Source organism: Longimicrobium sp. (genome assembly GCF_035474595.1).
GTDB lineage: Bacteria > Gemmatimonadota > Gemmatimonadetes > Longimicrobiales > Longimicrobiaceae > Longimicrobium.
The window spans coordinates 21,437-47,812 of record NZ_DATIND010000024.1 but is presented as its reverse complement, the minus strand read 5'-3'; the positions used below and the strand labels follow the sequence as shown (position 1 = coordinate 47,812).

20 protein-coding genes are annotated in these 26,376 nt (G+C 71.1%); 5 read left to right on the top strand and 15 right to left on the bottom strand.

Going from position 1 to position 26,376, the window contains the following annotated elements:
- Positions 1 to 311: 311 nt before the first annotated feature.
- The 9 genes from VLK66_RS03900 to VLK66_RS03860 all read right to left on the bottom strand — a co-directional run bounded on the left by VLK66_RS03900 (position 312) and on the right by VLK66_RS03860 (position 11,442).
- Positions 312 to 1,205, bottom strand: coding sequence for an NAD(+)/NADH kinase (locus tag VLK66_RS03900; protein ID WP_325308065.1), 894 nt, complete (start codon positions 1,203 to 1,205; stop codon positions 312 to 314).
- Complete coding sequence (dxs, locus tag VLK66_RS03895; RefSeq protein WP_325308064.1) at positions 1,202 to 3,139, bottom strand: 1-deoxy-D-xylulose-5-phosphate synthase; 1,938 nt, start codon at positions 3,137 to 3,139, stop codon at positions 1,202 to 1,204. Before dxs ends, VLK66_RS03900 begins: the two co-directional genes overlap by 4 nt.
- A gap of 315 nt (positions 3,140 to 3,454) precedes the next feature.
- Entirely contained in the window at positions 3,455 to 4,039 is a 585-nt protein-coding gene (locus tag VLK66_RS03890) for a hypothetical protein (protein ID WP_325308063.1), read from the bottom strand.
- A 196-nt stretch (positions 4,040 to 4,235) separates the two neighbouring features.
- Complete coding sequence (locus tag VLK66_RS03885) at positions 4,236 to 5,579, bottom strand: NAD(P)/FAD-dependent oxidoreductase (RefSeq protein ID WP_325308062.1); 1,344 nt, start codon at positions 5,577 to 5,579, stop codon at positions 4,236 to 4,238.
- A gap of 766 nt (positions 5,580 to 6,345) precedes the next feature.
- A complete protein-coding gene (locus VLK66_RS03880) occupies positions 6,346 to 7,092 on the bottom strand; it encodes an AcvB/VirJ family lysyl-phosphatidylglycerol hydrolase (RefSeq protein WP_325308061.1) in 747 nt (248 codons plus the stop codon).
- Positions 7,093 to 7,516: 424 nt separating this feature from the next.
- Positions 7,517 to 8,779: a sensor histidine kinase gene (locus tag VLK66_RS03875; RefSeq protein ID WP_325308060.1), complete on the bottom strand. Its 1,263-nt coding sequence runs from the start codon at positions 8,777 to 8,779 to the stop codon at positions 7,517 to 7,519.
- A 5-nt stretch (positions 8,780 to 8,784) separates the two neighbouring features.
- Complete coding sequence (locus tag VLK66_RS03870) at positions 8,785 to 9,453, bottom strand: response regulator transcription factor (protein ID WP_325308059.1); 669 nt, start codon at positions 9,451 to 9,453, stop codon at positions 8,785 to 8,787.
- A gap of 236 nt (positions 9,454 to 9,689) precedes the next feature.
- Positions 9,690 to 10,193, bottom strand: a complete 504-nt coding sequence (locus VLK66_RS03865) for a YMGG-like glycine zipper-containing protein (protein ID WP_325308058.1) — start codon at positions 10,191 to 10,193, stop codon at positions 9,690 to 9,692.
- A gap of 352 nt (positions 10,194 to 10,545) precedes the next feature.
- The gene (locus tag VLK66_RS03860; RefSeq protein ID WP_325308057.1) at positions 10,546 to 11,442 is read right to left on the bottom strand and encodes a cytochrome c oxidase assembly protein; all 897 of its coding nucleotides are present in this window, start codon (positions 11,440 to 11,442) and stop codon (positions 10,546 to 10,548) included.
- A 531-nt stretch (positions 11,443 to 11,973) separates the two neighbouring features.
- On the opposite strand from VLK66_RS03860, the gene VLK66_RS03855 reads away from it, so the two are divergent.
- The 3 genes from VLK66_RS03855 to VLK66_RS03845 all read left to right on the top strand — a co-directional run bounded on the left by VLK66_RS03855 (position 11,974) and on the right by VLK66_RS03845 (position 14,386).
- Positions 11,974 to 13,011, top strand: a complete 1,038-nt coding sequence (locus VLK66_RS03855) for a ComEC/Rec2 family competence protein (RefSeq protein WP_325308056.1) — start codon at positions 11,974 to 11,976, stop codon at positions 13,009 to 13,011.
- 157 nt (positions 13,012 to 13,168) lie between these two features.
- Positions 13,169 to 13,591, top strand: a complete 423-nt coding sequence (locus tag VLK66_RS03850; protein WP_325308055.1) for a hypothetical protein — start codon at positions 13,169 to 13,171, stop codon at positions 13,589 to 13,591.
- Between the two features lie 141 nt (positions 13,592 to 13,732).
- Entirely contained in the window at positions 13,733 to 14,386 is a 654-nt protein-coding gene (locus VLK66_RS03845) for an energy transducer TonB (protein ID WP_325308054.1), read from the top strand.
- Positions 14,387 to 14,546: 160 nt separating this feature from the next.
- Here the strand turns inward: VLK66_RS03845 and VLK66_RS03840 are convergent, their stop codons facing one another.
- Positions 14,547 to 15,440 carry a hypothetical protein gene (locus VLK66_RS03840; RefSeq protein ID WP_325308053.1) on the bottom strand — a complete coding sequence of 298 codons (894 nt, stop codon included), beginning with the start codon at positions 15,438 to 15,440 and terminating at the stop codon, positions 14,547 to 14,549.
- 706 nt (positions 15,441 to 16,146) lie between these two features.
- Here VLK66_RS03840 and hutH point away from each other — a divergent pair.
- Both hutH and VLK66_RS03830 read left to right on the top strand, forming a co-directional pair.
- Positions 16,147 to 17,676: a histidine ammonia-lyase gene (gene hutH, locus VLK66_RS03835; protein ID WP_325308052.1), complete on the top strand. Its 1,530-nt coding sequence runs from the start codon at positions 16,147 to 16,149 to the stop codon at positions 17,674 to 17,676.
- Between the two features lie 71 nt (positions 17,677 to 17,747).
- Positions 17,748 to 18,086 (top strand): hypothetical protein, encoded by a 339-nt coding sequence (locus VLK66_RS03830; protein ID WP_325308051.1) that lies wholly within the window; start codon positions 17,748 to 17,750, stop codon positions 18,084 to 18,086.
- 159 nt (positions 18,087 to 18,245) lie between these two features.
- Here the strand turns inward: VLK66_RS03830 and hslU are convergent, their stop codons facing one another.
- The 5 genes from hslU to topA all read right to left on the bottom strand — a co-directional run bounded on the left by hslU (position 18,246) and on the right by topA (position 26,361).
- The gene (gene hslU / locus VLK66_RS03825; protein ID WP_325308050.1) at positions 18,246 to 19,769 is read right to left on the bottom strand and encodes an ATP-dependent protease ATPase subunit HslU; all 1,524 of its coding nucleotides are present in this window, start codon (positions 19,767 to 19,769) and stop codon (positions 18,246 to 18,248) included.
- Positions 19,770 to 19,814: 45 nt separating this feature from the next.
- Positions 19,815 to 20,357 (bottom strand): ATP-dependent protease subunit HslV, encoded by a 543-nt coding sequence (gene hslV / locus VLK66_RS03820; protein ID WP_325308049.1) that lies wholly within the window; start codon positions 20,355 to 20,357, stop codon positions 19,815 to 19,817.
- A gap of 437 nt (positions 20,358 to 20,794) precedes the next feature.
- The gene (locus tag VLK66_RS03815; protein ID WP_325308048.1) at positions 20,795 to 21,748 is read right to left on the bottom strand and encodes a tyrosine recombinase XerC; all 954 of its coding nucleotides are present in this window, start codon (positions 21,746 to 21,748) and stop codon (positions 20,795 to 20,797) included.
- The gene (gene trmFO, locus VLK66_RS03810) at positions 21,745 to 23,103 is read right to left on the bottom strand and encodes a methylenetetrahydrofolate--tRNA-(uracil(54)-C(5))-methyltransferase (FADH(2)-oxidizing) TrmFO (protein WP_325308047.1); all 1,359 of its coding nucleotides are present in this window, start codon (positions 23,101 to 23,103) and stop codon (positions 21,745 to 21,747) included. The genes VLK66_RS03815 and trmFO overlap by 4 nt, the downstream gene beginning before the upstream one ends.
- A 510-nt stretch (positions 23,104 to 23,613) precedes the next feature.
- Entirely contained in the window at positions 23,614 to 26,361 is a 2,748-nt protein-coding gene (gene topA / locus VLK66_RS03805; protein WP_325308046.1) for a type I DNA topoisomerase, read from the bottom strand.
- Positions 26,362 to 26,376 lie beyond the last annotated feature (15 nt).

Sequence of the window (26,376 nt, the reverse complement as noted above, 5' to 3'; positions counted from 1 at the left end):
CTCAGCGAACGTGCGGCACCGGCTATAGATCCTTCGGCCTGCAAATACCTGTGCAGATTCAGCTTGCACTGTGGCCGGCCTCAGGATGACGTCTCCCTAGTCTTGAGCGGAAATGCACAGGTAATCTCCAGATACGGTATGAGGCCGCGCACCGGCGGCTGAAGCCGCAGCAACAACGACGGGAAGCCTCGCAAACTGCGCGAGGCTGATCCGCTTATTCCGCGGCATCGGCGCTCACGGCGACCTTCTTTCATCCACTCAGGACGATGTCGGCGGGGCGACGTGTTTTTCCGCTGAATCCCCCCGCCCGCCTACGGGATGACGGGGTTGCGGTCGCGCTCCTCCAGGTCGCCCCAGTTGAGCTTGCGGCGGAGGGTGGAGAAGAAGGTCTGGCCGGCGAAGCGCACCAGCCGCACCGGGTCGGGCGCGCGGCAGACGAAGATGCTGGCGCCGGGCTGCAGCCGCTCGTGCTCCTGCCCGTCGATGGTCAGCACCAGCTCTTCGGTGGGCGACAGCACCTCGACGGTGACCAGCGCCTCGGCGGGGAGGACGAGCGGGCGCACCCCGAGCGTGTGCGGGCAGATGGGCGTGGCCACGATGCAGTGCACCGACGGGGAGACGATGGGCCCGCCGGCGGAAAGCGAGTACGCGGTCGATCCGGTCGGTGTGGAGAGGATGATGCCGTCGGCCGAGTAGGTGCCCACCTCCTCGCCGCTGGCGCGCACGGCCAGGCGGATCACCCGCGCGGCGCCGCCCTTGTGCAGCACGGCGTCGTTCAGCGCCAGGTACCCCCCGCCGTCGGTGCCGTCCGGGAGCGAGAAGGTCACCGACAGCGCCATCCGCTCGTCGAGCGAGAACTCGCCCGCGAACCACATCCCCAGCGCGCGCTCCATCTCCTCGGGCGCGGCGGAGGTGAGGAAGCCCAGGTGCCCCAGGTTGATCCCCAGCACGGGGATGCGCTCGTGCGCCACGATGCGGGCGCCGCGCAGGAGCGTTCCATCGCCCCCCAGCGTCAGCAGCAGGTCCAGCGAGGGAACCACGTCGGGCGTGAGGCACCGGCCGCCGGCCTGCTCCTCGAGCAGCTGGTCCTCGAAATACAGCTCGGCCCCCTCCCGCCGGGCGAGCGCGACCAGGCGGGCGAGGGCCTCGACGAACTGGGCGTAGCGGGGATGCCCCACCACGCCGATGCGGCGCGGCGCGCTCAAGCGGTCTCGAGCAGCGTCCGCAGCGGGCGCCCCAGCACGGCGCGCGCGCGGGCGGCGATCCCGTCGGCGTTCAGCCCCAGGTCGGCCAGCAGCTCGGCCCGCTCGCCGTGCTCCACGAAGCCGTCGGGAAGGCCCAGGCTGTCGCCGTGGACGCCCGGCCAGCGCCCGTTCACGTACGCGCGGACGAAGGTGCCGAAGCCGTTCACCACCGTGCCTTCCTCCACCGTCAGCAGGTGCTGGTGGTGCGGGAAGAGGCGCTCCAGCGTGGCCTCGTCCAGCGGCTTCACGAAGCGGCAGTTGACCACGGTCGCGGAGACGCCTTCGCGCTGCAGCTGCTCGGCGGCGGCCAGCGCGGGGAGCACCATCGTTCCCACCGCCAGGATGGCGACGTCCTTCCCCTGCCGCAGCGTTTCCCACGTGCCGTGCTCCGCCGGCGCGATCTCGCGCACCGGCTTCGGCAGCGCGGGCACGGCGTCGCGGGGGATGCGGATGCAGAAGGGGCCCGCCTTCCACTCGATGGCCAGCCGCATGAGCGCGATCAGCTCGTCGGCGTCCTTGGGGGCGGTGATGGTCATCCCCGGCACGGCCAGCATGTAGGCGATGTCGAGGCCGCCATGGTGCGTCTGCCCGTCGTCGCCCGCGATCCCCGCGCGGTCCATGACGAAGGTGACGGGAAGGTCCTGGAGCGCCACGTCGTGGACGATGGAGTCGTACGCGCGCTGCAGGAAGGTGGAGTAGATGGCGACCACCGGCTTCAGTCCCTGCGTGGCCAGCCCCGCCGCGAAGGTCACCGCGTGCGCCTCGGCGATGCCGACGTCGAAGAAGCGCGCGGGGTGCGCCTTCTCGAAGATGTCGGTGCTGGTCCCCGTGGCCATGGCGGCGGTGATGGCGACCACGTCGGAGTGCTCGGCCGCCAGCTCGGTGAGCGCCTGCCCGAAGACGTTCTGCCAGCGCGGGAGGCCGGCGGCGGCGGGCTTCAGCGGCGCGCCGGTCTCGCGGTCGAACATGGCCGCGGCGTGCCACTTCACCTGGTCGGCCTCGGCCGGGGCGAAGCCCTTTCCCTTGGTGGTGAGGACGTGGACGAGCCGCGGCCCCTTCATCTTCTTCACCTGCTCGAAGGTCTCGGTCAGGCGCTTCACGTCGTGCCCGTCCACCGGGCCCACGTAGCGGAAGCCGAGCTCCTCGAACAGCATCCCGGCCACGAACATCCCCTTCAGCGCGTCGTCCCAGCGCACCGCGAAGTGCTCCACCATCTCCCCGATGGTGCCCAGCCGGGGCGCGGCGTGGATGACCTTCTTCACCTCTTCGCGGATGCGGTTGTACAGCGGGTTGGTGCGCACGTCGGTCAGGCGGTTGTGCACGCCCAGGTACTTGTGCAGCGCGCCCACGTTGGGGCTGATCGACATCCCGTTGTCGTTCAGGACGACGATCAGGTCGCGGTCGGTATGGCCGGCGTTGTTCAGCGCCTCGTACGCCAGCCCGCAGGTCATGCTCCCGTCGCCGATGATGGCCACGACCTCGAAGTCCTCGCCCTTGATGTCGCGCGCGGCGGCGATGCCGGTGGCGGCGGAGATGGAGGTGGCGGCGTGCCCGGCGCCGAAGACGTCGTACTCGCTCTCGTCGCGGCGCAGGAAGCCCGACAGGCCGTGGCGCTTGCGGATCGACGGCATCCGCTCGTTGCGCCCGGTGAGGATCTTGTGCGGATATGCCTGGTGGCCCACGTCCCACACCAGCTGGTCGCGCGGGGTGTCGAACACGCGGTGCAGCGCCACCGCCAGCTCCACGGTGCCCAGGTTGGAGCCGAAGTGCGCGCCCTTGTGGGCGGACACCACGTCGATCACCCGGTCGCGCACCTCGGCGCAGAGCTCGGGGAGCGCCGCGTCGCCGAGCGCGCGGACGTCGGCGGGAGAGTGGATCTTGTCGAGGATCGACACGTGGGAAGCCCTTCCCTTCCAAGTCGCGTGTGGCGGGCGCGCAAACATTGGACGCGCCGGCAGGGTGGAATCTACGTTCACACCGCCCGTTCATCAAATCTCGCGCGCCACGGGGGAAGTGAGCGCGGCTCAAGGGGTTCCGGCGCGAACTCCATCCCCCAATACGGAACGGCGCGCCCGGAGATTCCGGTGCGCGCCGTTCGGCATCCGTCCAGCCCTGGCGATCCTGTTTTCACACGGAGGCACGGAGGACCAGAGACACGAGGCTGCGTCTCTTCCGCGGTTCCTCCGCCGACGAGGAAACGACAATGGGGATCAATACCCCCGCTTGAGAAGAGCGGTGGCGTTGAAGGCGCGGTACGCCAGGCCGAGCGAGAGGACGCCCAGGATCAGCGCGCGCGGGCTCCCGCCGCCGCCGAAGCCGCTCGCCATCCCCGCCAGCGCGGCGATGCGCAGGCCCATCAGCAGCACCGCCAGGCCCAGCATCACCCCGCCCGCGACCGGGCTCTTCGACATGCGCAGCCAGAGCGCGACGCAGAAGATCAGCGCCGCGTCGAAGTAGAAGGCGGGGTCGAAGAAGAGCCCCTGCAGCGCGTTCAGGCCGGCGATGAGGAAGAAGATGCCGGTGCAGGTGTCGATGGCCTCGTTGGCCTCCTCGGCGTCGTCGACGGAGCCGAAGAAGCGCTCCATCCCGCGCTTGGGCGGGCGGCTGAGCACCGCGGCGCCGCGGGCCGCCTGCGTCATGGCGCTGTACGCGGTGATCGGCACGCGGAAGTTCTCGTGCGCGCCGTCGGGGAGCGCCACCCACTGCAGCACGGGGTTCATGATGCCGCAGTGCGGGCAGGAGCGCGCGACCAGCTTCGTCTGCTGGCCGCAGTCACGGCAGGGACGGGTATCCATGGGCGGGATGGATGGGATTAAAGTTGGGATAGGGGACTGCCGAGGCGGGAACAACTGGCGCGTAAACTAGCCGCGATCCGGATGCGGCACAAGAGTTTGGGACGAGTCGACCTCCCGTGCCGTTCTCCGTTTCCTCCGTGTGCCGGAAAGCGAGATGAATCACACGGAGGAAACGGAGGGAACGGAAAAAAGCGGTTCAGGGAGATGCGAGCGAGCGCAGGATCTCCTTCGCGGCGCGCTCGCCGGTGTGGATGGCACCGTCGACGGTGCCGTTCCAGCCGTCCTCCGCCGTAGCCTCGCCCGCGAAGAAGAGGGTGTCCTCCACCGGCTCGGCGAGCGCCTGCTGCGCCAGGAGCGCGCCGGCGGGAACGTACGAGTACGCGCCGCGGGCGAACGGGTCCGCGTGCCAGTCGTGCCGCCGCCAGTCGGCCACGCTCTCCTGCACGCGGGCGACGGGGAGGCGGAGGAGAGCCGCCAGGTCGTCCAGCGCGCGGGCCGCGGGATCGCCGCCGCGGGCCAGGAGCCGCCGCGCCGCGCCGCCGCCCGCCCACGCCGTCAGCACCGGCGCCTCGACGGGGGACGGGGTCCACCATCCGGGAATATCTCCCGACGCCATCAGGAACTTGTGCTCGCGCGTCCCCGCCTCGTCTCCCCGCCACTCCAGCGCATCGTCCCAGACCGGCTCGCGGAAGCGGAAGGTCACCTTCACCACAATCCCCATCGCCAGCTTCGACACGATCTCCCGCTTCCCGTCCAGCGCGGGGGAGAAGCGGACCGCGCCGCCGCTCCCCTCGGGCGCCTGCAGCACGCCGAGCGGGAGGGTGACGAGGACGCGCCGCGCGCGCACCGGCTCCAGCGCGGCGCCGAAGCGGGTGCGGCAGCGCACCTCGGCCTGGCCGCGCCGCCAGTCGACGGCGCTGACGATGGCGCCGAGGCGGACGTCGCACCGCCCCCCCAGCCGCGCCGCAAGGCCACGGACGGCGAGGCCGAAGCCGCCCAGCGGGTGGTGGCGCACCGGGCCGCCGCCGCCGCCGGAGCCCTGCATCGTCCTGGCCAGCCACTGCACGCCCACGCGGTCCAGCTCGGCCGCGTGGAAGCCCTCGACGTAGCGCTGCACCAGCGAGCGCGCCTGCTCGTCCTCGTCCGCGCAGCACTCCGCCAGCCACTGGGCGAACGGCTGGTCGCGCTCGGGCGGCGGGTCCAGCCGGCCGAGGATGCGTGCGATGGAATCATCCAGGTCCAGGCAGGTGGCGATGCCATCCGCTACGTCCCACGCGCCGCCGGTGCTGCGGTACGCCGCGCCGCCCATCGTGCGGATCGCGTCGAACGCGGGGCCGGGGACGTCCACGAACTCGGCGCCGAGCTCGATGGGGAGCGGGTACGCGGGGTCGTACAGCGTGTGGATGCGCCCGCCCAGCCGTCCCCGCGCCTCCAGCAGCACCACGTCGGCCCCGCCGTCGGCCAGGTCGCGCGCCGCCGCCAGCCCCGCCACCCCGCCGCCGATCACCACCACGTCCCGCACGCCGCCGTCGGCCATCATCCTCTCCCCATCCCCTTGTGGTCCGCTGTTCGTCGCGAGTGATGTTGGCGCGGGCGCGGGCGGCGCGCCAGCGGGCGGCAAAAGGTGGGCAGGCATCTCCTGGCACCCGGATTGGAAATCCGGTGCAACAACGGCACAAAGTCCGCTTCGCGGACTGCCGGATGCCGTCAACCCCAAGATCAGCTTCCGGGCAATCGCAGGCTGGCAAGACCTTCCCAGCGTCGAAGCCCGGGCGCGCCGGGATGCGGGCGAGCAGTCCGCGGAGCGGACTTTGTGCGGTTGTTGCCGGCGAATTCCATTCGCCGGGCGAGCTCCGCGGGCCGATCGCCACACAACGCCGAAGCGCCGTCTCCCTTCGAGGAGACGGCGCAAAAAAGACGAGAGGACCGGTGCCCACCCACCGGCCCTCTCGCCTGGTGCCGCGCGGCCGAACCGTCGCGGCTGTAGTTCCGGGTGCAAGGAACCGGGGCCCACCCCCCAGCCCTCGCACCCGCCGCGCGGCTTGCGCCAACGCGGTTCGGGAAAACGGGTGAGGAGAACCGGGGCCCACCCCCCAGCGCCCCCCACCCGCCGCGCGGCTTGCGCCGACGCGGACCTGGTTGCGGGGAACCGGGGCCCACCCCCCGGCCCCCGCTGCACCGTCCCGCTTGCACGGGCGCGGCGCATCTATTTTCGGGTAGTGAGGGGAACCGGGGCCCACCCCCCGGCCCCCTCACCCGAACCGCTTCGGCTTGCGCCTCCGCGGTCTGGAAATCTTTCAAATCCGTCAGGTTCCGGCCTGCGCGGCCGCCGGATGCAGGAGCTCGCGCGCCTGCCGCAGCACCACCGCGCCCACCCGCCCCGACACCGACCCCATGCTGTGCCCCGAGGGAATGGCCACCAGCGTGGCGTTCGCCATCCCCAGCCGTCCGCAGGCCTCGGCGTGGTCCGTCACCCCGTAGACGCACAGGACCGGCACGTCGCGCAGCCGCCGGACTTCGGGAAGGGTGGCGTACTGCCGCCCGCGCACCATCCCCACCCACTCCGTCATGTGGAACTCGAACACCGCGCTGGGGCTGAACCCGATCAGCGTGATCCCGGCGATGCGCGCCCGCAGGTCCACCGGCAGGCGGTTCACCAGCAGCGGGAGCACGTCGGCGCCGAACGAGTAGCCGATCAGCAGGGCCCGGCGTCCGCCCCACGCGGGGAGGTAGTGCCGGAGCACCCGGGCCAGGTCGCCCGCCGCCTCGTCGGGGGTGCGGGGCTTCCGGTAGTAGTCCAGGCTGCTCCACCCGACCACCGGGATCCCGCCGCGCGCCAGGTCGTCCGCGACTCCGCGGTCCAGCGCCGCCCACCCTCCGTCCGCCGTCAGGATCACCGCGATCAGGTCGCCGGAGCGTGGCCCCGCCGCGGGGACCTCTACCAGCGGGAGGCCGGTCACCGGGGCCTGCGCCGCGGCCGGAGCGGCGCTCAGCGCGCCCGCCGCGACCAGCGCGGCTCCGATCCACATCCGGCACCCCGTCGCCCGGCTCATCGTCCGCCCCCGGCTCTCGCCGCTCCGCTCGTCCCGGTCCGCTCCGGCGCTTCTCCCGCGCCGCTTACGGATGCAAAGCTATCCACGGAAGCTGTCAGGGAGATTACACGAAGGGGAGAAAGATTATTGGAGGATTAACCGCGGATCGGACGATCCGGAAACCGTGAAAATGCGAGTGAACTCGCGGCTACAACGGCACGCAGTCCGCCTTCGCGGACTCCATTTCGGCGGTAAACCTGCGCCGGATCGCGCCCGGGGCATCGCGGGATCTCACGCGGAGACGCGGAGACGCGGGGGACTCCGTGCACGCGCTTAGTTCTCTGCGTCTCCGCGTCTCCGCGCGAAAACGAGAGAGCCGGCCCGCGCGCGAATGCGAGGCCGGCTCCGAATCTCCATCGTACTTCCGTACTTCTCGTAACTTTCGTCAGCCGGCCGGCGGAAACACAAGCGTCACCCGCGTCCCCTGCCCGGGGTGCGACTCGACCGAGATGCGGGCCTTGTGCTGGTCCACGATGCGGCGGGCGATGGAGAGGCCGAGCCCCGCGCCCTCGGTGATGCCGCGCGCGCCCTCGCCGCGGTAGAAGCGCTCGAAGACGTGCGGCAGCTCGGCCGGGGCGATGCCGATCCCGGTGTCGGCCACCACCACCGTGGGCGACCCGCCGCGCGAGTGCACGTCCACCGTCACCTCGCCCCCCTCGGCCGTGTACTTCACCGCGTTCTGCATCAGGATCAGCAGCAGCTGGCGCAGCAGCGGCGCGTCGCCCGTCACCCGCGCCTCGTCGAACTCGCCCACGCGCAGCCGCACCCCGCGCGTCTCTGCCAGCACCCCGGCGGCCGAGGCGGCGTCGCTCACCAGGTCGTCCAGGTACACCGGCTCCTCGGCCACCGGCCGCACGCCGGACTCCACGCGCGCCAGGATCAGCAGGTCCTCCACGATGCGCCCCAGCACCTCGGCCTCGCGCCCCACTTCCTCCAGCGCGCGGCGGTAGTCGCCGGGCGGGCGCTCGCGCTGCGCCGCCACCTCGGCGCGCGCGCGCAGCACGGAGACGGGGGTGCGCAGCTCGTGCGCGGCGTCGGCGATGAAGCGGCGCATGTGCTCGTACGTCTGCTCCACAGGGCGCACCGAGAGCTCGGCCAGGTAGTGCCCCATGAGCGCCACCAGCACCAGCGCCGCGAAGGCGCCGGTGACGAAGGTCTCGATCAGGCGCAGCGACTGCGCCTCGATCTGCCCCAGGTCGGCCACGGCCACGGCCACGTACGGCCGGCGGTTGGCCAGCGCGAAGCGCAGCGCGTGCACCCGCCACTGGCCGCCCTCGCTTTCGTAGCCGCGGTCCGCGGCGCCGCGCCGGAGCGCCTCCATGGCCGCGTCGCGCACCTCGCGGTCCACGGTGTCGGGCGTCACCACGCGGCCGGCGGCGTCCAGCAGGTACAGCTCGCTCCCGGGCACCTCCATCTCCTCCACCGCGTCCAGCGCCGCCTCGTCCGAGGGAATGCCGTCGCTCTCGCCGATCTGCGCGGCGCGCACGACCTCGTTGGTGGCGGCGTGCAGGGTGCGGGTGAGCTGCGCCTCGACCTCGCGGCTCGTGACCCAGTACATCCCCCCGCCCACCACCACCAGGATGGCGGCGAAGCTGAGCGCGTACCACGCCGTCAGGCGGTGGCGCAGGCGCCGGAGCGGCGCGCGCATGTGGTTCACGTGCCGAAGCGGTAGCCCGCGCCGCGCAGGGTGTGGATCAGCTTGGGCTCGAACTCGTCGTCGATCTTGCGGCGCAGCCGGCGCACGAGCACCTCGAGCACGTTGGTGAACGGGTCGTGGTTGTCGTCCCACACCGCCGCGGTGATGGCGGCGCGGTCCACCACCACGCCCTCGTGGCGGAGGAAGAACTCCAGCAGCTCGAACTCCTTGGCCGTGAGCTGCAGCGTGCGCCCCGCGCGGCGGACGTCGCGGGTGCGCAGGTCCACCTCCAGGTCGGCCACGCTGCGCCGCTCGGGCGCCAGCTGCGGCGGACGCCGGGCCAGCGCCTGCACCCGCGCCAGCAATTCCTTGAAGGCGAAGGGCTTGGTGAGATAGTCGTCGGCGCCGGACTCCAGTCCGTACACCCGGTCGTCCACGGCGTCGCGGGCGGTCAGCATCAGCACCGGGGTGGAGATGGCGTTGGAGCGGATGCGCTTGCACAGGTCGAAGCCGCTGCCGCCGGGAAGGCCCACGTCCAGGATGATGACGGCGTAGGTGCCCAGCGCGGCCTTTTCGCGCCCCTCGTGAAAGGTGCGCGCCGTCACCACGTCGATGCGGTTCTCGCGGAACCCCGCCTCCAGGATCGCCAGGAGCGCGGGATCGTCCTCGACCACCAGGATTCGCATGCCGGAAAGATGGAGAAGTTTCGGGCCGACGTGCACTCTCTGCGGCGGAAAGATCGGTTTGCGGAGGAGATTGGGAAAGCGGGGGGATTCACCATCGGGAAAAAGATGCGGAGATGCGATTCTCCGTTTCCCTGCCCATCTGCGTGAAACAGGTCTTTCGGGGGGATACGGCGGAAGACGAAGCGCCTCCCCCGGAGAACGGGGGAGGCGCCTCGACTTTTCGCCGGACCGGCGAATCAGTACTGGATCTTGTGCTTGTCGACGTTGTTGCCGATCACCGCGCCGGCCACGCCGCCCAGCACGCCGCCCACGATGGCGCCGCGCACCCGGTGGCGCCCGCCGCCCGCGACCGCGCCGATCACCGCGCCGCCGGCGGCGCCGATGGCGGCGTCACGACGGGTGTGCTTCACGGTGCGCGTCTGCGGCTGGCGGTAGACCGGCCCCGCGTACGAGCCGCTGCTGCTTCCCGAGCTGCTGCTGCGCCGCGTGGAGCGGTGGCGCGGGGTCGAGGACGACCGGTGCGTGGTGCTCGAGGTGGCCGGCTTCTCGGCCACGCTGGCCAGCGCCTGCGGCGCGGCCGCGGGCTGCGGGATGGGCGCCTGGTTCAGCTCCACCGCGGTGGCCGCCTGGGGCTGCGCCGGCTGCACCATCATGCTGTCCAGCCAGCTCAGGTGCTGCTGGGTCTCGGCCGGCTTCGCGTCACGACCGCAGGCCGCTGCGCCCACCAGGGTGGACATCATCACTGCAACTTTAAGGACACGCATCGGTCTGCTCCTCCTGTGGGATCCCGGGGCGGATCGGTTCGCGCGGCCTGCTTTGCCGCCTGTCGTGCGGACTTTTGCCGGTCCGCCGCGTCTCCACGCCCTTGTCTGCTCACGAGACTATCTAGCACGGTCGGTGCCACACCGCGCCCGTATTCTTAAGTGCAGATAATATAACACCTTAGGCAGATTCGCGCACCTGCCTGATACTCCGGAATGTCGCAGTTTCGCGAAAATCGTGGAGCAGATGGCATTTTCAGGTGACAACGGGCGTCGCCATGCGCGTACATCGAAAGAATCGAACAGAATCGACGGACGATGCTCTCGATCTCTACACTCCGGCCGCCGATTCGCCCGCGATCAGCTCGGGCGCCCGGTCGCGGCGCCCGGAGCGCGCCATCCATCCCACGAACACCCACGCGGCGGCGGCGAGATAGGCCAGCGTGCCGGGGATCCACATCACCAGCCCCGCCATCTCCTGGTCCTCCAGCGGCGACAGGCCCCAGGCGGCGGTGGTGGCCAGGTGCGAAGCGTACCACGGCGCGGTGCTGAAGGTGAGCAGGGCGCCCAGCGCGCCGCCCTCCATCGTCAGCGCGAAGAGCGCGAGCATGGCCAGACCGGGGACGCGGCGGAGCGAGCCGCGCGGATGCAGCGCCGCCCACCAGAAGAGCAGCGCCGTGCCCAGGAAGCTGGTGTGCTCCAGCGCGTGCACCCACGGGTTCGCCACGGCCGCGTCGTACGCGCCGGGGAGGTGCCACGCCCAGAGCGCGACCGAGTGCAGCGCCACCGCCGGCCACGGCCGCGCCAACCACGCGACTGCCGCCCGGAGCCCGGTGCGCGCGTGCCACCACCGCGCGACGACGCGACGCCGCGGCAGTCCCCACGCCATGGCCGCCTGGGGCGCGCCCAGCACCAGCAGCGGCGGCGCGACGGCGATCAGCAACAGGTGCTGGACCATGTGCACCCAGAACAGCGACTCCGCCACGCGGTCCACCGGCGACACCATCGCCACGGCGAGCACCAGCATCCCCGCCGCGAACGAGGCCGCCTGCGCGGGGCGGATGCCGCGCCCGCGCCCGGCCCGCCGCCACACCGCCTCCAGGCCGCGGGTGTAGAGCCACGCCGTCAGGAACAGGGGGATGACGACGCCCGGCGCGAGCGCCCAGCTGCGCCACAGGTCGTGCGGCGCGGGCGGCGCCCCCGTGTGCGCCCACAGCGGCGCGGGCACGAGCGCGGCGGTGCCGGCGAGCGCCGCGGCGTGCCATCCTGAACGGATCGATCGGGTAGAAGATTCGGCGCGGGACAAGGCAAATCGCCGGTTCGTCGGGTTCGCGGAGACGCCGCCGATCGACGCACGAAGCCGGCCAGCACCGGTACATCGCGGAGAGCGGCATCGTCCCGATCCGCGCAGGCCGCCCCAATCGCTGGCCGTCCTGCCGTCCCCTGTCCCCTCATACCGAATTCGGGGATCGATCGTGCAATCCGGCAGCGCACGTGCGACCTCGCTTATGGATCTTTCGGCCTGCGATCGCTCGTGTGGAGGCAACGACCGTGTGGGCGGCCTCAGGATGACGTCTTTCTGTGCGTTTGTAATACACGGGTGATTGCAAGATCCGGTATCATACGTTTCCTCCCCAATTCCATCACCCGGCACTACTGTTGTTGCCGGGTTCCCTGCCCGCTGATCGCACACATCGCCGCATCTTCCCGCCATCGCGCGGACGTGATTCGTCCCATCTCCCGGAATGGAGCCGCACCCATGAATCCGCGATCCGCCCTTACCCTCGCGGCGGCGATGACGCTCGCGTGCGCGTCCGCCGCCCGCGCGCAGATGCACGCGCACGTCGTGAACGTCGGGCAGGGCCAGTCGGTGCTGCTGGAGATGGCGCACGACGCCGTGCTGATCGACGCCGGCGGCGATCCGGGGACGGTGGTGCGGCGGCACCTGGTGGCCTATCTCGACACCTTCTTCGTCCGCCGGCCGGACCTGAACCGCACGCTGTCCGCCGTCATCGTCACCCATCCCCACATCGACCACACGCGCTTCCTGATGGACGTGATGCGCGGCTACACCGTGCGCGAGCTGGTGGACGGCGGGCGCAGCCGCAGCGCGAGCGGGTATCCGCAGGTGCGGCAGGCGCGGACGTGGGCGGCGGCGCACGACGTGATCTACAACAAGGTGCCGGACGCACGGATCGGCGCGGGCGGCTACCAGCCGCTGATGCTGCGGGCGATCAGGACGGGCTCGGGGGTGGACGTGCGCTTCCTGAACGGCTCCACGCGGTGCGAGAACGAGAACAACAACTCGCTGGCCGTGCTGGTGCGCTACCGGGCCTTCTCCATGCTCGTCCCCGGCGACGCGGAAACCGACGACGCCACGTGCACCTCGGCCATCGACCGGATGATGACGCGTTTCGGCACTTCGCTGCTGAACGTGGACGCGTACGTGGCCGACCACCACGGCTCGCCCAACGGCGAGACGGACGCGTACCTGGCCGCGCTCTCGCCGCGCATCTCCGTGATCTCCGCGGGCGACAGCGTGGACGCGCCGCCGCTGTTCAACGCGATGGCGTACGGGCACCCGCGCGAGCAGGCGGTGGCCGCCATCGAGCGCGCCACGCTCGACGCGCGCACCCCGCCGGCCACGGCCTACACGATGGATTCCGTCCGCGCGATCCGCCGCAGCCGCGCCGTCGCGAAGGCCGTCTACTGCACCTGCTGGGACGGCGACCTGGTGATCGACGTCGACTCCACCGGAACCGTGCTCGCCGTCCGGACCTCGCGCGCGAAGCCGTAGATCACGCTGCCTCAAGGCAGGACGGCCGAGGGAGCGGAGATGCGCGTTCTCCGCTCCCTCGGCCGCTCTGCGTGAGCCCCGCGGTTGCGGCGCCCGTCGGCGCGGCGGAGATTGCGGGCGTCCCGTCTCACCTGATCTCCAGACGCAGCCGATTTCAATGCGTTTCACCCGTTCGGGCGCCGTGGCGCGGCTGCCGGGGCTGCTCCGCGCCGTGCGCGTCGCCGAGCTGCTGTTCTTCCCCATCGCCTGCTTCTTCCTGCTCGGCCTTCCCGTCCCCCGGCTGGACCGGTGGGGCGAGGTGCTGTCGTACCTCATCATCGCCGCGGAGGCGTTCGCGGCGGTGGCGGTGTACATCGGGCTGGGCCGGCGGAGGCGGTGGGCGCTGGTGCTGGGGATCGTCCTCGCCGCGTGGGTGCTGACCGGGCTCGCGCGCTTCGGGCGCATCGCCGCGGTCGCGTTCGAGCCGGGGAACGGCGCGCTGATCATCTCGCTGGTGCTGCTGGCGTGGACCTTCCTGGCGCAGCTCGTGGTCCTCTCCTGCTCCCTCGCCTTCATCGCCCGCCGCGGCGAGCTGGAGTGACGAGCGCTTGCGCCGGGCCACGAATCTTCCGAAACTCCATCCGTTCCCCGACGCACCGACGCACGACATCGTCCCCGCGCGGCCGCCGGCCGTTGCGGCGACGCAGGTGCCGATCTTCCGCGCCCCACACCGCGCCCGCTGATGACGCGCTTCAGCCCTCCGATCCTCGCCCTCGCCGCCCTGCTGGGCGCGCGCGGCCTTCACGCACAGGCGCCCGCGGCCGCGCCGCGCGACACCGCCGCGAGCGCATTCCTGCAGCGGCTGGCGGCGGACGCGCGTGCATCCGCGGGTGCGGGAGCGAAGGGGCTGGTGGTGTTCGCGGCGGAGCCGGCGGCGGGGCGCGCGGAGCTGAAGCTGGCGCACGCCACGGTCGCGGACAGCACGCTGGCGCCGGTGCTCCAGCGCGCGAAGGCGGGGATGGGCGCGCTGGCGGCCGCGCAGCCGGTGGTGCTGCACTTCCGGCTGGACGCGGCGGCGGATGCGGGCGCGGCACAGAGCCGGCCCACCATCCAGAACCCGGTGGAGGTGCGGCGGCGCGTGCTGCGCTTCGTGAGCGACCACTTCACCGCGCTCTTCGAGGGGCGGCGCGGGATGCGGGTCGATCTTCAGCTGGTGGTCGCGCGCGAGGGCGACGTGCCGTTCGCGCGCGTGGCCCGCTCCAGCGGCAACGCCACGGTCGACGCCGCGGCGCTGGAGATCGCGCGGACGATGCGCTTCAACCCCGCGCAGGCCGCCGGCCAGCCGGTGGACGCGCTGATGACCTTCCCCCTCCACTTCGTCGTCGGCGAGGCGTAGGGCCGATCTTCAGCCGCCGGTGGGAGGGCTGGGCGTGGATCGAAGGGCGATTGAAATCGCGGCAACAACGGCCCGAAGTCCGCCTTCGCGGACTCCCAGCCTCGGCATCTCCGCTCGATTCCGCCTCCGCTGGCGCCGCAAGCTCGGCCGGCGCGATCGTTCAGCCCGACAGCCAGTCCAGGATCGCGTCGCTGACCGCGTGGCCGCTCGCCGCGTCGAAGGCGGCGAACATGGGGCCCGAGTTCACCTCCAGGAAGCGCAGCTCGCCCGTCTCCGCGTCCGCCTTGAAGTCCGCGGCGCCGTAGTCCATCTCCAGCGCGTCCATCAACCGCCCCAGCCCCGCTACCGCCGCCGCGTCCACCTCGCCGATGGGGAGGTGCACGACGCGGCTTTCGTTGTCCACGCGGTAGTCCAGCTCGGTGGATTCCACGCGGAAGGCGACGAAGCGCCGCCGCTCGCCCGCGCCCACGCCGTAGACGCGCACCTCGGGCGGAACCAGCCGCTGCTGCACGAACGCGGGCGCCGCGGACCGCCCCTCGCGCCGCTCCGTCTTCTCCAGCAGGTCCTCCACCATCTGCGCGTAGCCGCCGCCGGGCACCGGCTTGGCGATCATCGGCCCCAGCTCGCCCGCCCGCCGCTCCAGCTCGTCCAGCTCGTTGGTGATGAGCGTGCGGGGGATGGCGAGCCCCACGCGCCGCGCCAGGTCCAGGATGAACGCCTTGTTCGTCTCGCCGCGGTAGCGCCGGTTCAGCATGCGGATGCCGGGGTGCGACAGGAGCCACCCGTGCAGGGTGATGTGCCACGCCTGCGAGCGGAGCTGCGTGGCGGGCCGGTTGTCGGCCAGCACGGAAAACACGTCGTAGCGCAGGAAGACGCCGGAAGGATGGATCTCCCGGCCGTCCAGCTTCAGCCGGTCGCGCTGGAAGTCCCAGGTCACGGCGGGGTTGATGGACTTCCCGACGCGCAGCACCTCGCCATCCATCCCGCGCTCCCGCATGCGCGTGACGATGGATTCCACGTTGAAGTCCGCCTCACCGCCCGCGATCAGCAGCACGCTCCGAATCTCCAGCCAGAAGTGAAAACGAGAGCGGGCGGCCTGGGAGGCCGCCCGCGGCGCCGTGGCTCAGAACGAGCCGAACGGGTTGTCGACGGCGACGCCGACGTCCCGGTCCTGCTCGCACCGGGGAATGGAAACGGCCTCTTCGCCGCACACGGCGGTGGTGGTGGATGTCATGCGTCCTCCTGTGCGTGAGGGCCGGCCGGAAAAGGGCCGGCCGTGTGGACCGCCGGCTCAGAACGAGCCGAACGGGTTGTCCACTGACACCGCGGCGTACGAGTCCTCCTCGCACGCAACGGAGCTGGTGGTCGGGTGCTCCTCGCCGCAGGCGAGCGTCGTGTTCGTGGGCATCGTTCTCTCCTTGATACGGGGATTGCCCCTCGTGCCACTCGTTACACGCAATGAATCATCGTTCCTCCATCTCCCGTCAAGGGGCACGTGAATGGGAGAATTGATTCTCTCCTCTCTTGTTCCCCAGCGCGCGCGAGGCTTCCGATCCCCTTTCCGATCAGCTCCTTCTGCCGCTTCGCATGAAATCTCCGTCCGCGGGGATGTGCCGCGGGGACGCGGAGACGCCGGGAACACACCTCCGCGTCTCCGCGTCTCCGCGTGAGATCCCGGGATGCCGGACTCGCGCTCCGTTGCCGCGTGTGCGATCGGGCGGCTATTCTTCGCGCCCACAATCACCGAACGCGGAGGCGTGATGCAGCGGGTCGAGATCGACGGAGACGGGCTGACGCTGGAGGAGCTGGAGCGCGTGGCGGCCGGCGGCGACGCGGAAGTCGCGCTGGCGGCGGGGGTGGAGGAGCGCATCCTCCGCTCGCGGGCCATCGTGGAGGACGCCATCCATCGCGGCGCGGTGGTGTACGGCGTGACCACCGGCTTCGGGCGGCTGGCGGAGACGGTGATCCCGCTGGACCGCATCGAGGAGCTGCAGATCAACCTCATCCGCTCGCACGCCTGCGGCACCGGCCCCGGCCTTGCGCGCGCCGAGGTGCGTGCCATCACCCTGCTGCGCGCCAACGTCCTCGCCAAGGGCTTCTCCGGCGTCCGCCCGGTGGTCGTCGAGCGGCTGCTGGACCTGCTGAACCGCGGCGTCCACCCCGTCATCCCCGAGCAGGGCTCCGTCGGCGCGTCGGGCGACCTGGCACCGCTCTCCCATCTCGCCCTCGTGCTGGTCGGCGAGGGCGAGGCGGAGATCGGCGGCGAGGTCGTCTCCGGAGCCGAGGCGCTGCGCCGCGCGGGCGTCGAGCCGCTCAGGCTGCAGGCGAAGGAGGGCCTCGCGCTGAACAACGGCACGCAGGTGATGACGGGGATCGGCGCGCTCGCCCTCCTCGGCGCCGAGCGCGCGGTGGAGACGGCGGACGTCGCGGGGGCGATGTCGCTCGAGGCGCTGCGGGGGACGCCGGACGCCTTCCATCCGGCCATCATGCGCGCCCGCCCGCACCCCGGCCAGGCCGCCAGCGCCGAGCGCCTGCGCGCGCTGCTGGCCGACAGCGAGATCCGCGAGAGCCATCGCTACGGCGACCCGCGCGTGCAGGACGCGTACTCCCTGCGGTGCATGCCGCAGGTGCACGGCGCCGCGCGCAACGCCTTCGCCTACGTGCGCCAGGTGCTGGAGACGGAGGCCAACAGCGCCACCGACAACCCGCTCATCTTCCCGGACGAGGACGGCGGGCTGGTGATCAGCGGCGGCAACTTCCACGGCCAGCCGATCGCGCAGGTGCTGGATCTCCTCGCCATCGCCCTGGCGGACCTCGCGTCCATCTCCGAGCGGCGGATCGAGCGGCTGGTGAACCCCGACCTGTCGGGCGACCTGCCGCCCTTCCTGACCGGCGACGCGGGCGTCAGCAGCGGCTTCATGATCGCCCAGATCACCGCCGCGGCGCTGGTGAACGAGTGCAAGGTGCTGGCGACGCCCGCGAGCGTGGACTCCATCCCCACCGGCGCGGGGAAGGAAGACCACGTGAGCATGGGGATGGCGAGCGCGCTGAAGCTGCGGCGCGTGCTGGCGAACGTGCAGACGGTGCTGGGGCTGGAGCTGATGATCGCCGCGCAGGGGCTGGAGCACCGCAAGCCGCTGCGCCCGGGGCGCGGCGTGGAGCGCGCGTACGCCCTCGTCCGCGAGCGCATCCCCCCGCTGGACCGCGATCGCGTGCTGGCGCCCGACATCGAGGCTGCGGCCGAGCTGGTGCGGAGCGGCGTCTTCGCCGGGATCTGGACGGGCGGGTAGGCGGATCGGAATGGAAGTTGCCCCTCCCGGCCGGTCCATGCACAGGCGGGAACGATCACCGGGAGCGAACGATGGACCAGTTCTCTGGCGGCAGCAACGGGCAGGGGTCGGAAGATCCGTCGCAGGCGCGCGAGCACGTGCGCAGCGCGGAGGAGAACCGCGACGCGCTGGAGGCGCAGGCCCGGCGCACCGAGGCCACGGCGCCGGACAGCGTGGACCAGCCGATCCGCGGGCTCGACCCGAGCCAGGGCCAGGGCGGCGAGATGAGCGGCTCGGGCACCGGCGGCGCCTCCGAGGACACCTCCGCCGCGCAGTCGCACGTGGAGAACGCCGAGCGCAACCGCGATGCCCTCGAGGCGCAGAGCCGCCGCGTCGAGAGCACCACGCCGGACGAGGTGCGCGACCGGTAGAAACGGCAGATCTCACGCGGAGACGCGGAGAGACGCGGAGAACTTCGTGCTCGCGTTGAGTTCTCTGCGTCTCCGCGTCTCCGCGTGAGGTCCAAGGAAGACGGCGCATCCATGCGATCGGTGGATGCGCCGCTTTCCTGTGCTTCGACAGATGGAGATCTACAGGATGTACTTCCGCAGGTCCTCGTCCTCCACGATGTCCTTCAGGCGGTTGCGCACGGTGTCGGCGTCGATGCGAATCTCCTTCATCTCCAGCTCGGGGAGGTCGAAGAGGATGTCCTCCAGCAGCGTCGTCAGCACCGTGTGCAGGCGGCGCGCGCCGATGTTCTCCATCCGCTCGTTCACCTGCGCGGCGATGCGGGCAATCTCGTTCACCCCGTCGTCGCTGAACTCAAGCGTGGCTCCCTCGGCCGCCACCAGCGCGCGGTACTGCGTCAGCAGCGCGTTCTTCGGCTCGGTGAGGATGCGCACGAAGTCCGCCTCGGTGAGCGACTTCAGCTCCACGCGGATGGGGAAGCGGCCCTGCAGCTCGGGGATCAGGTCGCTGGGCTTGGCCACGTGGAACGCGCCCGCGGCGATGAACAGGATGTGGTCGGTGCGCACGATCCCGTACTTGGTCTGCACCGTCGAGCCCTCGACCACGGGCAGCAGGTCGCGCTGCACCCCCTCGCGCGACACGTCGGGGCCCGCGCCGCCGTGGTCGCCCGCGATCTTGTCGATCTCGTCGAGGAAGATGATCCCCATCTCCTCCACGCGGTCCAGCGCCTCGTTCACCACCTCGTCCATGTTCACCAGCTTGTCCAGCTCGTCCTGCAGCAGGATGCGCCGGGCCTCGCTCACGGTCACGTTGCGGCGCTTGGACTTCTTGGGCAGCATGTCCTGCAGCATGTCCATCAGGTTGCCGTCCATCCCGTCCATCCCGCCGCCCATCGGGATCATCATGTTCTCGATGGGCATGCTCTGCGTGACCTCGACCTCCACCTCGCGGTCTTCCAGCTTCCCGTCCTGCAGCAGCTGGCGGAACTTCTCGCGCGTCCGCTCCCGCCGCTCGCGCACCTCGGCGTCCTCGCGGCGCTCCACGGAGCCCTGCGGACCGGCCACGAACACGCGCGGCGTCCCGTCGGCGTCCTTCGGCGGGGCGGGCGCCTGCGGCGGTCCCTGCTTCTCGCCCTCCACCGGGGGGATGAGAAGGTCCAGCAGCCGCTCCTCCACGCGCTGCTCGGCCACCTCCTGCACCTCGTCCTCGCGGTCGGTGCGCACCATGTTCACGGCGGCATCGACGAGATCGCGGACCATCGACTCCACGTCGCGGCCCACGTAGCCCACCTCGGTGAACTTGCTGGCCTCCACCTTCACGAACGGCGCGCCGGCCAGGCGGGCCAGGCGGCGGGCGATCTCGGTCTTCCCCACGCCGGTGGGGCCGATCATGATGATGTTGTTGGGGACGATCTCGTCGCGCAGCTCGTCGTCCACCCGCTGGCGGCGCCAGCGGTTGCGCAGCGCGATGGCCACGGCCTTCTTGGCCTCGCGCTGCCCCACGATGTACTTGTCCAGCTCGGCCACGATGCCGCGGGGCGTCAGCTCGTCCAGCCAGGGCTGCGGCTCGCCGTCCTCGGTCTTGCCGCCATCCCTGCGCGCGGGCTTCGGGGGGTCCTGCCGGATCTCGGTGTCGTTCGTCGCCATTCTATTCCTGTCTCAGGGGAGCGGGGGGATGGAGATGAAACCCGCTCACTCCAGCTCCAGCACGGTGATGTTGGTGTTCGTGTAGATGCAGATCTCGCCGGCGATCTCCAGCCCGCGGCGCACGATCTCGGGCGCGGTGAGCGAGGAGTGCTCCTTCAGCGCGCGCGCCGCCGCCAGCGCGTACGCGCCCCCCGAGCCGATGGCCACGATGTCGTCGTCCGGCTCGATCACGTCGCCGGTGCCACTGATCATGTAGGTGTGCTGCCGGTCGGCCACCGCCAGCAGCGCCTCCAGGCGGCGCAGGTAGCGGTCGTTGCGCCACTCCTTGGCCAGCTCCACGGCGGCCTTGGAAAGGTTGCCGGGGTAGCGCTCCAGCTTCTCCTCGAACTTCTCGAACAGGGTGAAGGCGTCGGCCACCGAGCCGGCGAACCCGGCCAGGATGCGCCCGTCGCGCAGCTTGCGGACCTTCACCGCGGTGCTCTTGGCCACGATGTCGCCGGTGGTCACCTGCCCGTCGCCGCCCAGCGCGACCTTGCCGTCGCGGCGGACGGCCAGGATGGTGGTGGCGTGCCACGTCTGAATGCTCATCTATCTCCCGTAACCGGTCTCGTCCGATCCCAATCCCGCTCGCGTCCCAGGCGAAGAAGACGCGAGCGATGGATATCCCAAAATGCGAGTAAACTCGCGGCTACAACCGCACGCAGTCCGCCTTCGCGGACTTCATTCCCGCGCATTCCGCCGCGACGCCGCGGTCCCGAAACGATTTACCCCAGCGCTCCGGCTGGGGCAAGCTCGCTCCCTGCTCTGTACACCGCAAGCGCGCATCCGATTTACGCGCCGGATTCCTCGCGGTTTCGCCCGTTGCCTCGGGCGCGCACCGCCGCCGCGCCCCACGCCAGCGCGAGTCCGCGAAGGCGGACTGTGTGCCGTTGTAGCCGCGGCTTCAGCCGCATTTTCCCCCCACAAACATCGGGAGATGCCGATCAGTTTCGTACTTCCGTACTTCCGTACTTTCGTACTTCTGTTCATGCCCTCGGGTGCGCCTGCCGGTACACCTGCTTCAGCCGCTCCTTGGACGTGTGCGTGTAGATCTGCGTGGTCGAAAGGCTGGCGTGGCCGAGCAGCTCCTTCACCGCCATCAGGTCCGCGCCGCCGTCCAGCAGGTGCGTGGCGAAGGTGTGGCGGAGCGAGTGCGTGGACAGCCCGTGCTCGTCGCCCACCTGCTTCAGGAACGCCTTCACGATGTTCTGGATCGCGCGCACCGTCAGCCGCTTTCCCGTCTGGCCGACGAAGATCGCCCGCCGGTCTCCCCGAGTGGATGCGGCGAGGACCAGCGCGCGCCCCTCGTAGTAGTGCCGCAGCGCGCGCACCGCCAGCCGGCCCACGGGCACGATGCGCTCCTTGCGCCCTTTCCCCCGCACCTTCACCCGCTCGCTCACGACGTCCAGGTCGTCTACGTTCAGCCCCTGCAGCTCGCTCAGCCGCATCCCCGTGGAGTAGAACAGCTCCACGATGGCCAGGTTGCGCATTCCGTGGAAGCCGCCGTCGCCCGCGCGCACCTCGGCGTCGGCGAAGATGGCGTCCATCTGCTCGCGCGTCAGGAAGCCGGGAAGCGTGCGGTCCTTCTTCGGCGTGCGGACGGCCTTCGCCGGGTTCGCGTCCACCCGCTCCTCCACGTGCAGGTAGCGGTAGAACGAGCGGATCGCCGACAGCTTGCGGGCGATGCTGCTCTTCGCGAGCCCGCGGCGGGTGGCGCAGTCACCCATGAAGCTGCGGATGGAGAGGCGGTCGACCCCCGCCCAGGTCCACTCGCCGGAGCCGTAGTAGCGGTCCAGGAAGGCCTCGAACTCGCCCAGGTCGTCCGTGTACGCCCGCACCGTCTGCGGCGAGAGCTGGCGCTCGTGCGCGATCCAGCGCAGGAAGTCGCCGGCCTCGTCGCGCGGCGGCAGCGGCACGGGCGGGCGGGCGGCGTCCGTCATCCCCGCGCGGCGGGCTCGGCCACGCGCAGGTCGTGGGCGTCCATCCACGCGCCGAAGTCGGCGCGGGCGCGCTCCACCAGCCGCTCGCGCTTCTCCTCCTTCTTCATCTTCTTCCCGCCGGTCTCCAGCGGGTCGATCAGCCCGAAGTTGGAGTTCATGGGGGCGAAGTGCGCCGGGTCGCTCTCGCGCAGGTAGCGCATCAGCCCGCCCATCATGGTGGTCGGCGGGGGGATGACGGGGTCGAGCCCGCGGACCACGCGGTCCAGGTTCGCCGCGGCCAGGATGCCGATGGCGGTCGACTCGGTATACCCCTCCACGCCCGTAATCTGCCCGGCGAACATCAGCTCCGGCCGGTCTGGCAGCGAGCCGTGCGCGGTGAGCGCCGCGGGGAAGTTCAGGTACGTGTTGCGGTGGATGGAGCCCCAGCGCAGGAACTCGGCGTTCTCCAGCCCCGGAATCGTGCGGAAGATGCGCTTCTGCTCGGGGATCTTCAGCCGCGTCTGGAAGCCCACCAGGTTCCACATCTGCCCCGCGCGGTCCTCGCGGCGCAGCTGGATGACCGCCCACGCCCGTTTCCCACCCCACTGGGGGACGGGGAGGCCGACGGGCTTCATCGGCCCGAAGCGCAGCGTCTCCGGCCCGCGGTGCGCCATCACCTCGATCGGCAGGCACCCTTCGAAGTAGGGAACGTTCTCCCAGTCGTGCCCGGCGTACTCCTCGCCCGTCCGCAGCGCCTCGATGAAGGCGTCGTACTGCTCCTTCGTCATCGGCGCGTTCAGGTAGTCGTCGCCCTCGCCCTTCCCCCAGCGGCTGGCGGCGAAGAGCTGCTCCTTGTCCAGCGACTCGTCGCTGACCACGGGGGCAATGGCGTCGAAGAAGGCCAGCCCGTGGTCGCTCCCCAGCGCGCGGCGGATGGAGAGCGAGAGCGCGTCGGAGGTCAGCGGGCCGGTGGCCACGATGGCGGGGCCGGACGGGAGATTCTCCACCTCGCCGCGGGCGATGCGGATGCGCGGGTGCGCCTCGATGGCCGCGGTCATCCGCCCGGCGAACTCGATGCGGTCTACGGTGAGCGCCGTGCCGCCGGGGATGCGGCTCTCGCGCGCGCACGCCAGCAGGAGCGAGCCGCCGGCGCCCAGCTCGTCCATCTCCAGCTTCAGCAGGCCGTGCGCGTTGTGCGGGTCCTCGCTCTTGAAGGTGTTGGAGCAGACGATCTCGCCCAGCCGGTCGGTCTGGTGCGCGGGGGTGCCGCGCACCGGCCGCATCTCGTGCAGGGTCACGTCGTGCCCGCGCTCCGCCAGCTGGTACGCCGCCTCCGAGCCCGAGAGCCCGCCCCCGACGACCGTCACTTCCGCCATGCCTTCAATCTCCCAGTATGGATCGAATTCGCCCCAGCCGAAGACTCAGGCTCGGAATCTGATCCGAGGCTGAACCGGGCACCGGAGGCCCCCACTCAGCCCCGGAAAGGCGAATAAATTCGCTGCAACAAAAGCACAAAGTCCGCCTTCGCGGACTGCGGCGGCGGCCTCGCTCGTCTACCCCACATCGCTGCGGCCGCCAGTTCCGCGCTACCCGGCTGCGGTGCGTGCCCGAGGCCTCGCGCCGCCCTCTCCCCGCGCCTTGGAGCGCTCGCCCTCTCCCGTACCGGGCGAGGGGGCTATCCGGCATTGGTGCGCCCTGCAACCCACCATGACACTCAAGCTTCTGCGTGCCGGTGACGCTGTCCGAGCCCAGCCGGGCGGGCAAGATATCGCCCCGAGCACAGATCTCGCCCAGCTACCTCTCCCGGTACGGGAGAGGTGGACGGCCTAAGCCGGCCGGAGAGGGCGCGGCGCCGCGGAATCGCGCCGAATTTCGTCCCGCAATTCCTACTTCGGAGCCGCCCGCCGCGTCGTCGCCTTCTTCGCGGCGGCCTTCTTTGCGCTCGCCGCCGTCTTCGACTTCGGCTTGGCGGTTGAGGGCTTCTTCGCCGCGGACGCCTTCGTAGCCGCCGACTTTGCCGTGCGCGTGGTGGAGCGCGGCGACGATGCCGCGCCGCGCTTCGCCGCCCCGCGCCGGCCCTTCGCGGGCTTGGCGGTCAGCGCGCGCTCGGCCAGGAGCGGCACCGCTGCCTCGAGCGTGAAGTCGTCGGGGGATACACCCTTCGGCAGCGACGCGTTCACGTCGCCGTGCTTCACGTAGGGGCCGTAGCGGCCCTCCCACAGCGTCACCGGCTCGCCGTTCGCCGGGTGCGCGCCCAGCGTGCGCAGCGGCTCGATCGCCTTCCGCTGGCCGCGCCCGCCCTTGGGCTTCGACAGCAGCTCGATCGCGCGCTCGAAGGCCACGGTGTACACGTCATCCGTCTTCTCCAGCGAGCGGAAGTCGTTGCCGTGCACCACGAACGGGCCGAAGCGCCCGATCCCCGCCTTCACCTCCTCGCCGTCGTCCGGGTGCTTGCCAAGGGTGCGCGGGAGCGAGAGCCAGCGCAGTGCCATCTCCAGCGTCACCTCCGCGGGGTTCATCCCCTTGGGCAGCGAGGCGCGCTTGGGCTTCTTCTCGTCCTCCGTCGCCTCGCCCAGCTGCACGTACGGGCCGAAGCGCCCCTCCAGCATCAGCACCGGCTTCCCCGTATCGGGATCGATCCCCAGCTTTTCCGGCCCCTCCGTCTTCGCGCGGACCAGGCGCTCCACCTGCTCCTCGGAGAGGTCCGCCGGCGCGATCCCGTCGGGGAGCGACGCGGTCACCGTCCCCTCGCCCTCCTCGCGCTCCACGAACGGCCCGAAGCGCCCGATCCGCACCCGCGCCGGGAGGCCTTCCAGGTGGACGGTACTCGCCTCGCGGGGGTCGATCTCCGCCTGCCCCCGGTTCACCATCTCGCCCAGCCCCTCGGGGCCGGAGAAGAAGTCGCGCAGGTACGGCAGCCACTCCGCCTCGCCCTCCGCGATCTCGTCCAGCTGCTCCTCCATCCGCGCCGTGAAGCGCGTGTCCACCAGGTGCGGGAAGTTCTTCTCCAGCAGCGTGGTGACGGCGAAGGCGGTGAAGGTGGGCACCAGCTGGTTCGACACCCGCTCCACGTAGCCGCGGTCGATGATGGTGCCGATGATGGACGCATACGTGCTCGGGCGGCCGATCCCCTCCGCCTCCAGCATCTTCACCAGCGTGGCCTCGGTGTAGCGCGCCGGCGGCTGGGTCTCGTGCTTCAGCGCCTCCAGCCCGCGCAGCGCCACGCTGTCGCCGCGCGCCAGCGGCGGAAGCGGCTCCTCGCGGTCCTCCAGCGCCGCGTCCGGATCGTCCGATCCCTCCACGTAGGCGCGGAAGAAGCCGGGGAAGTCGATCCGCTTGCCGCTTGCGCGGAATACCGCGTCCGCCGCCTCGATCAGCGCCGTCAGGTGCGTCTGGCGCGCGTCGGCCATCTGGCTGGCCACCGTGCGCTTCCAGATCAGTTCGTACAGCGCCGCCTCCTGCCCGCGCAGCCCCGTCTCCTCGGGCGTGCGCATCTCCGTCCCCGCGGGGCGGATGGCCTCGTGGGCCTCCTGCGCGCCCTTGCTCGTCGTCGTGAACTGGCGGGGCGACGGACTGAGATACTCCTCGCCGTACAGTGCGCGGATGCGGGTGCGCGCCGCCTTCATCGCCTGGTCCGAAAGGTGGACCGAGTCGGTGCGCATATAGGTGATGAACCCCTCCTCGTACAGCCGCTGCGCGATGCGCATGGTGTCGCGCGAGGACAGGCGCAGCTTGCGGTTGGCCTCCTGCTGCAGCGTGGAGGTGGTGAACGGCGGGTAGGGGCGGCGGATGGAGGGCTTCTCCTCCGTCTCCACCACCTTCCACGCCGCGTCCTGCAGCCGCTCGCGCAGCGCCGTGGCCTCCTCCGATCCGAGGAGGACGACACCCTGCGTCTTCAGCCGCCCGGTGTTCTCGTCGAAGTCGCGCCCGGTGGCCACCCGCTTCCCGCCCACCGACTGCAGCATCGCGGAGAAGGGCGCAACGCCCCGCAGCAGCGACGCCTTCAGGTCCCAGTACACGGCCGAGCGGAACGCGCGCCGCTCCCGCTCGCGGACGACCAGCAGGCGGACGGCGACGGACTGCACGCGGCCGGCGGATAGCCCGGTGGCGATCTTCTTCCACAGCAGCGGGCTGACCGTGTAGCCGACGAGACGATCGAGGATGCGCCGCGTCTCCTGCGCGCGCACCAGGTCGTCGTCGATGCGGCGCGGGTGCTCCAGCGCGGCGCGGATAGCCTCGGGGGTGATCTCGTGGAAGACGATCCGCGAGCACGGCACCTTGGGCTTCAGGACCTCCACCAGGTGCCAGCCGATGCTCTCGCCCTCGCGGTCTTCGTCGGTGGCGACCACCAGCTCGTCGGCGTCCTTCAGCAGCTCGCGCAGCTCGCTCACCACCTTGCGCTTCCCGCCGGGGATCACATAGACGGGCTCGAAGTCGTTGTCCACGTTCACGCCCAGGCGCGCCCACTCCTGCCCCTTCAGCGTGGCGGGGATCTCGCTGGCCGACTCGGGAAGGTCGCGCACGTGGCCCATCGACGCGGCCACGCGGTAGCCGGCCGGGAGGAACGAGCGGATGGTCTTGGCTTTCGTGGGGCTTTCCACCACCACCAGCCGGGTCTTCTTCTTGTCCGCCATGAATTGGTGTGCGGG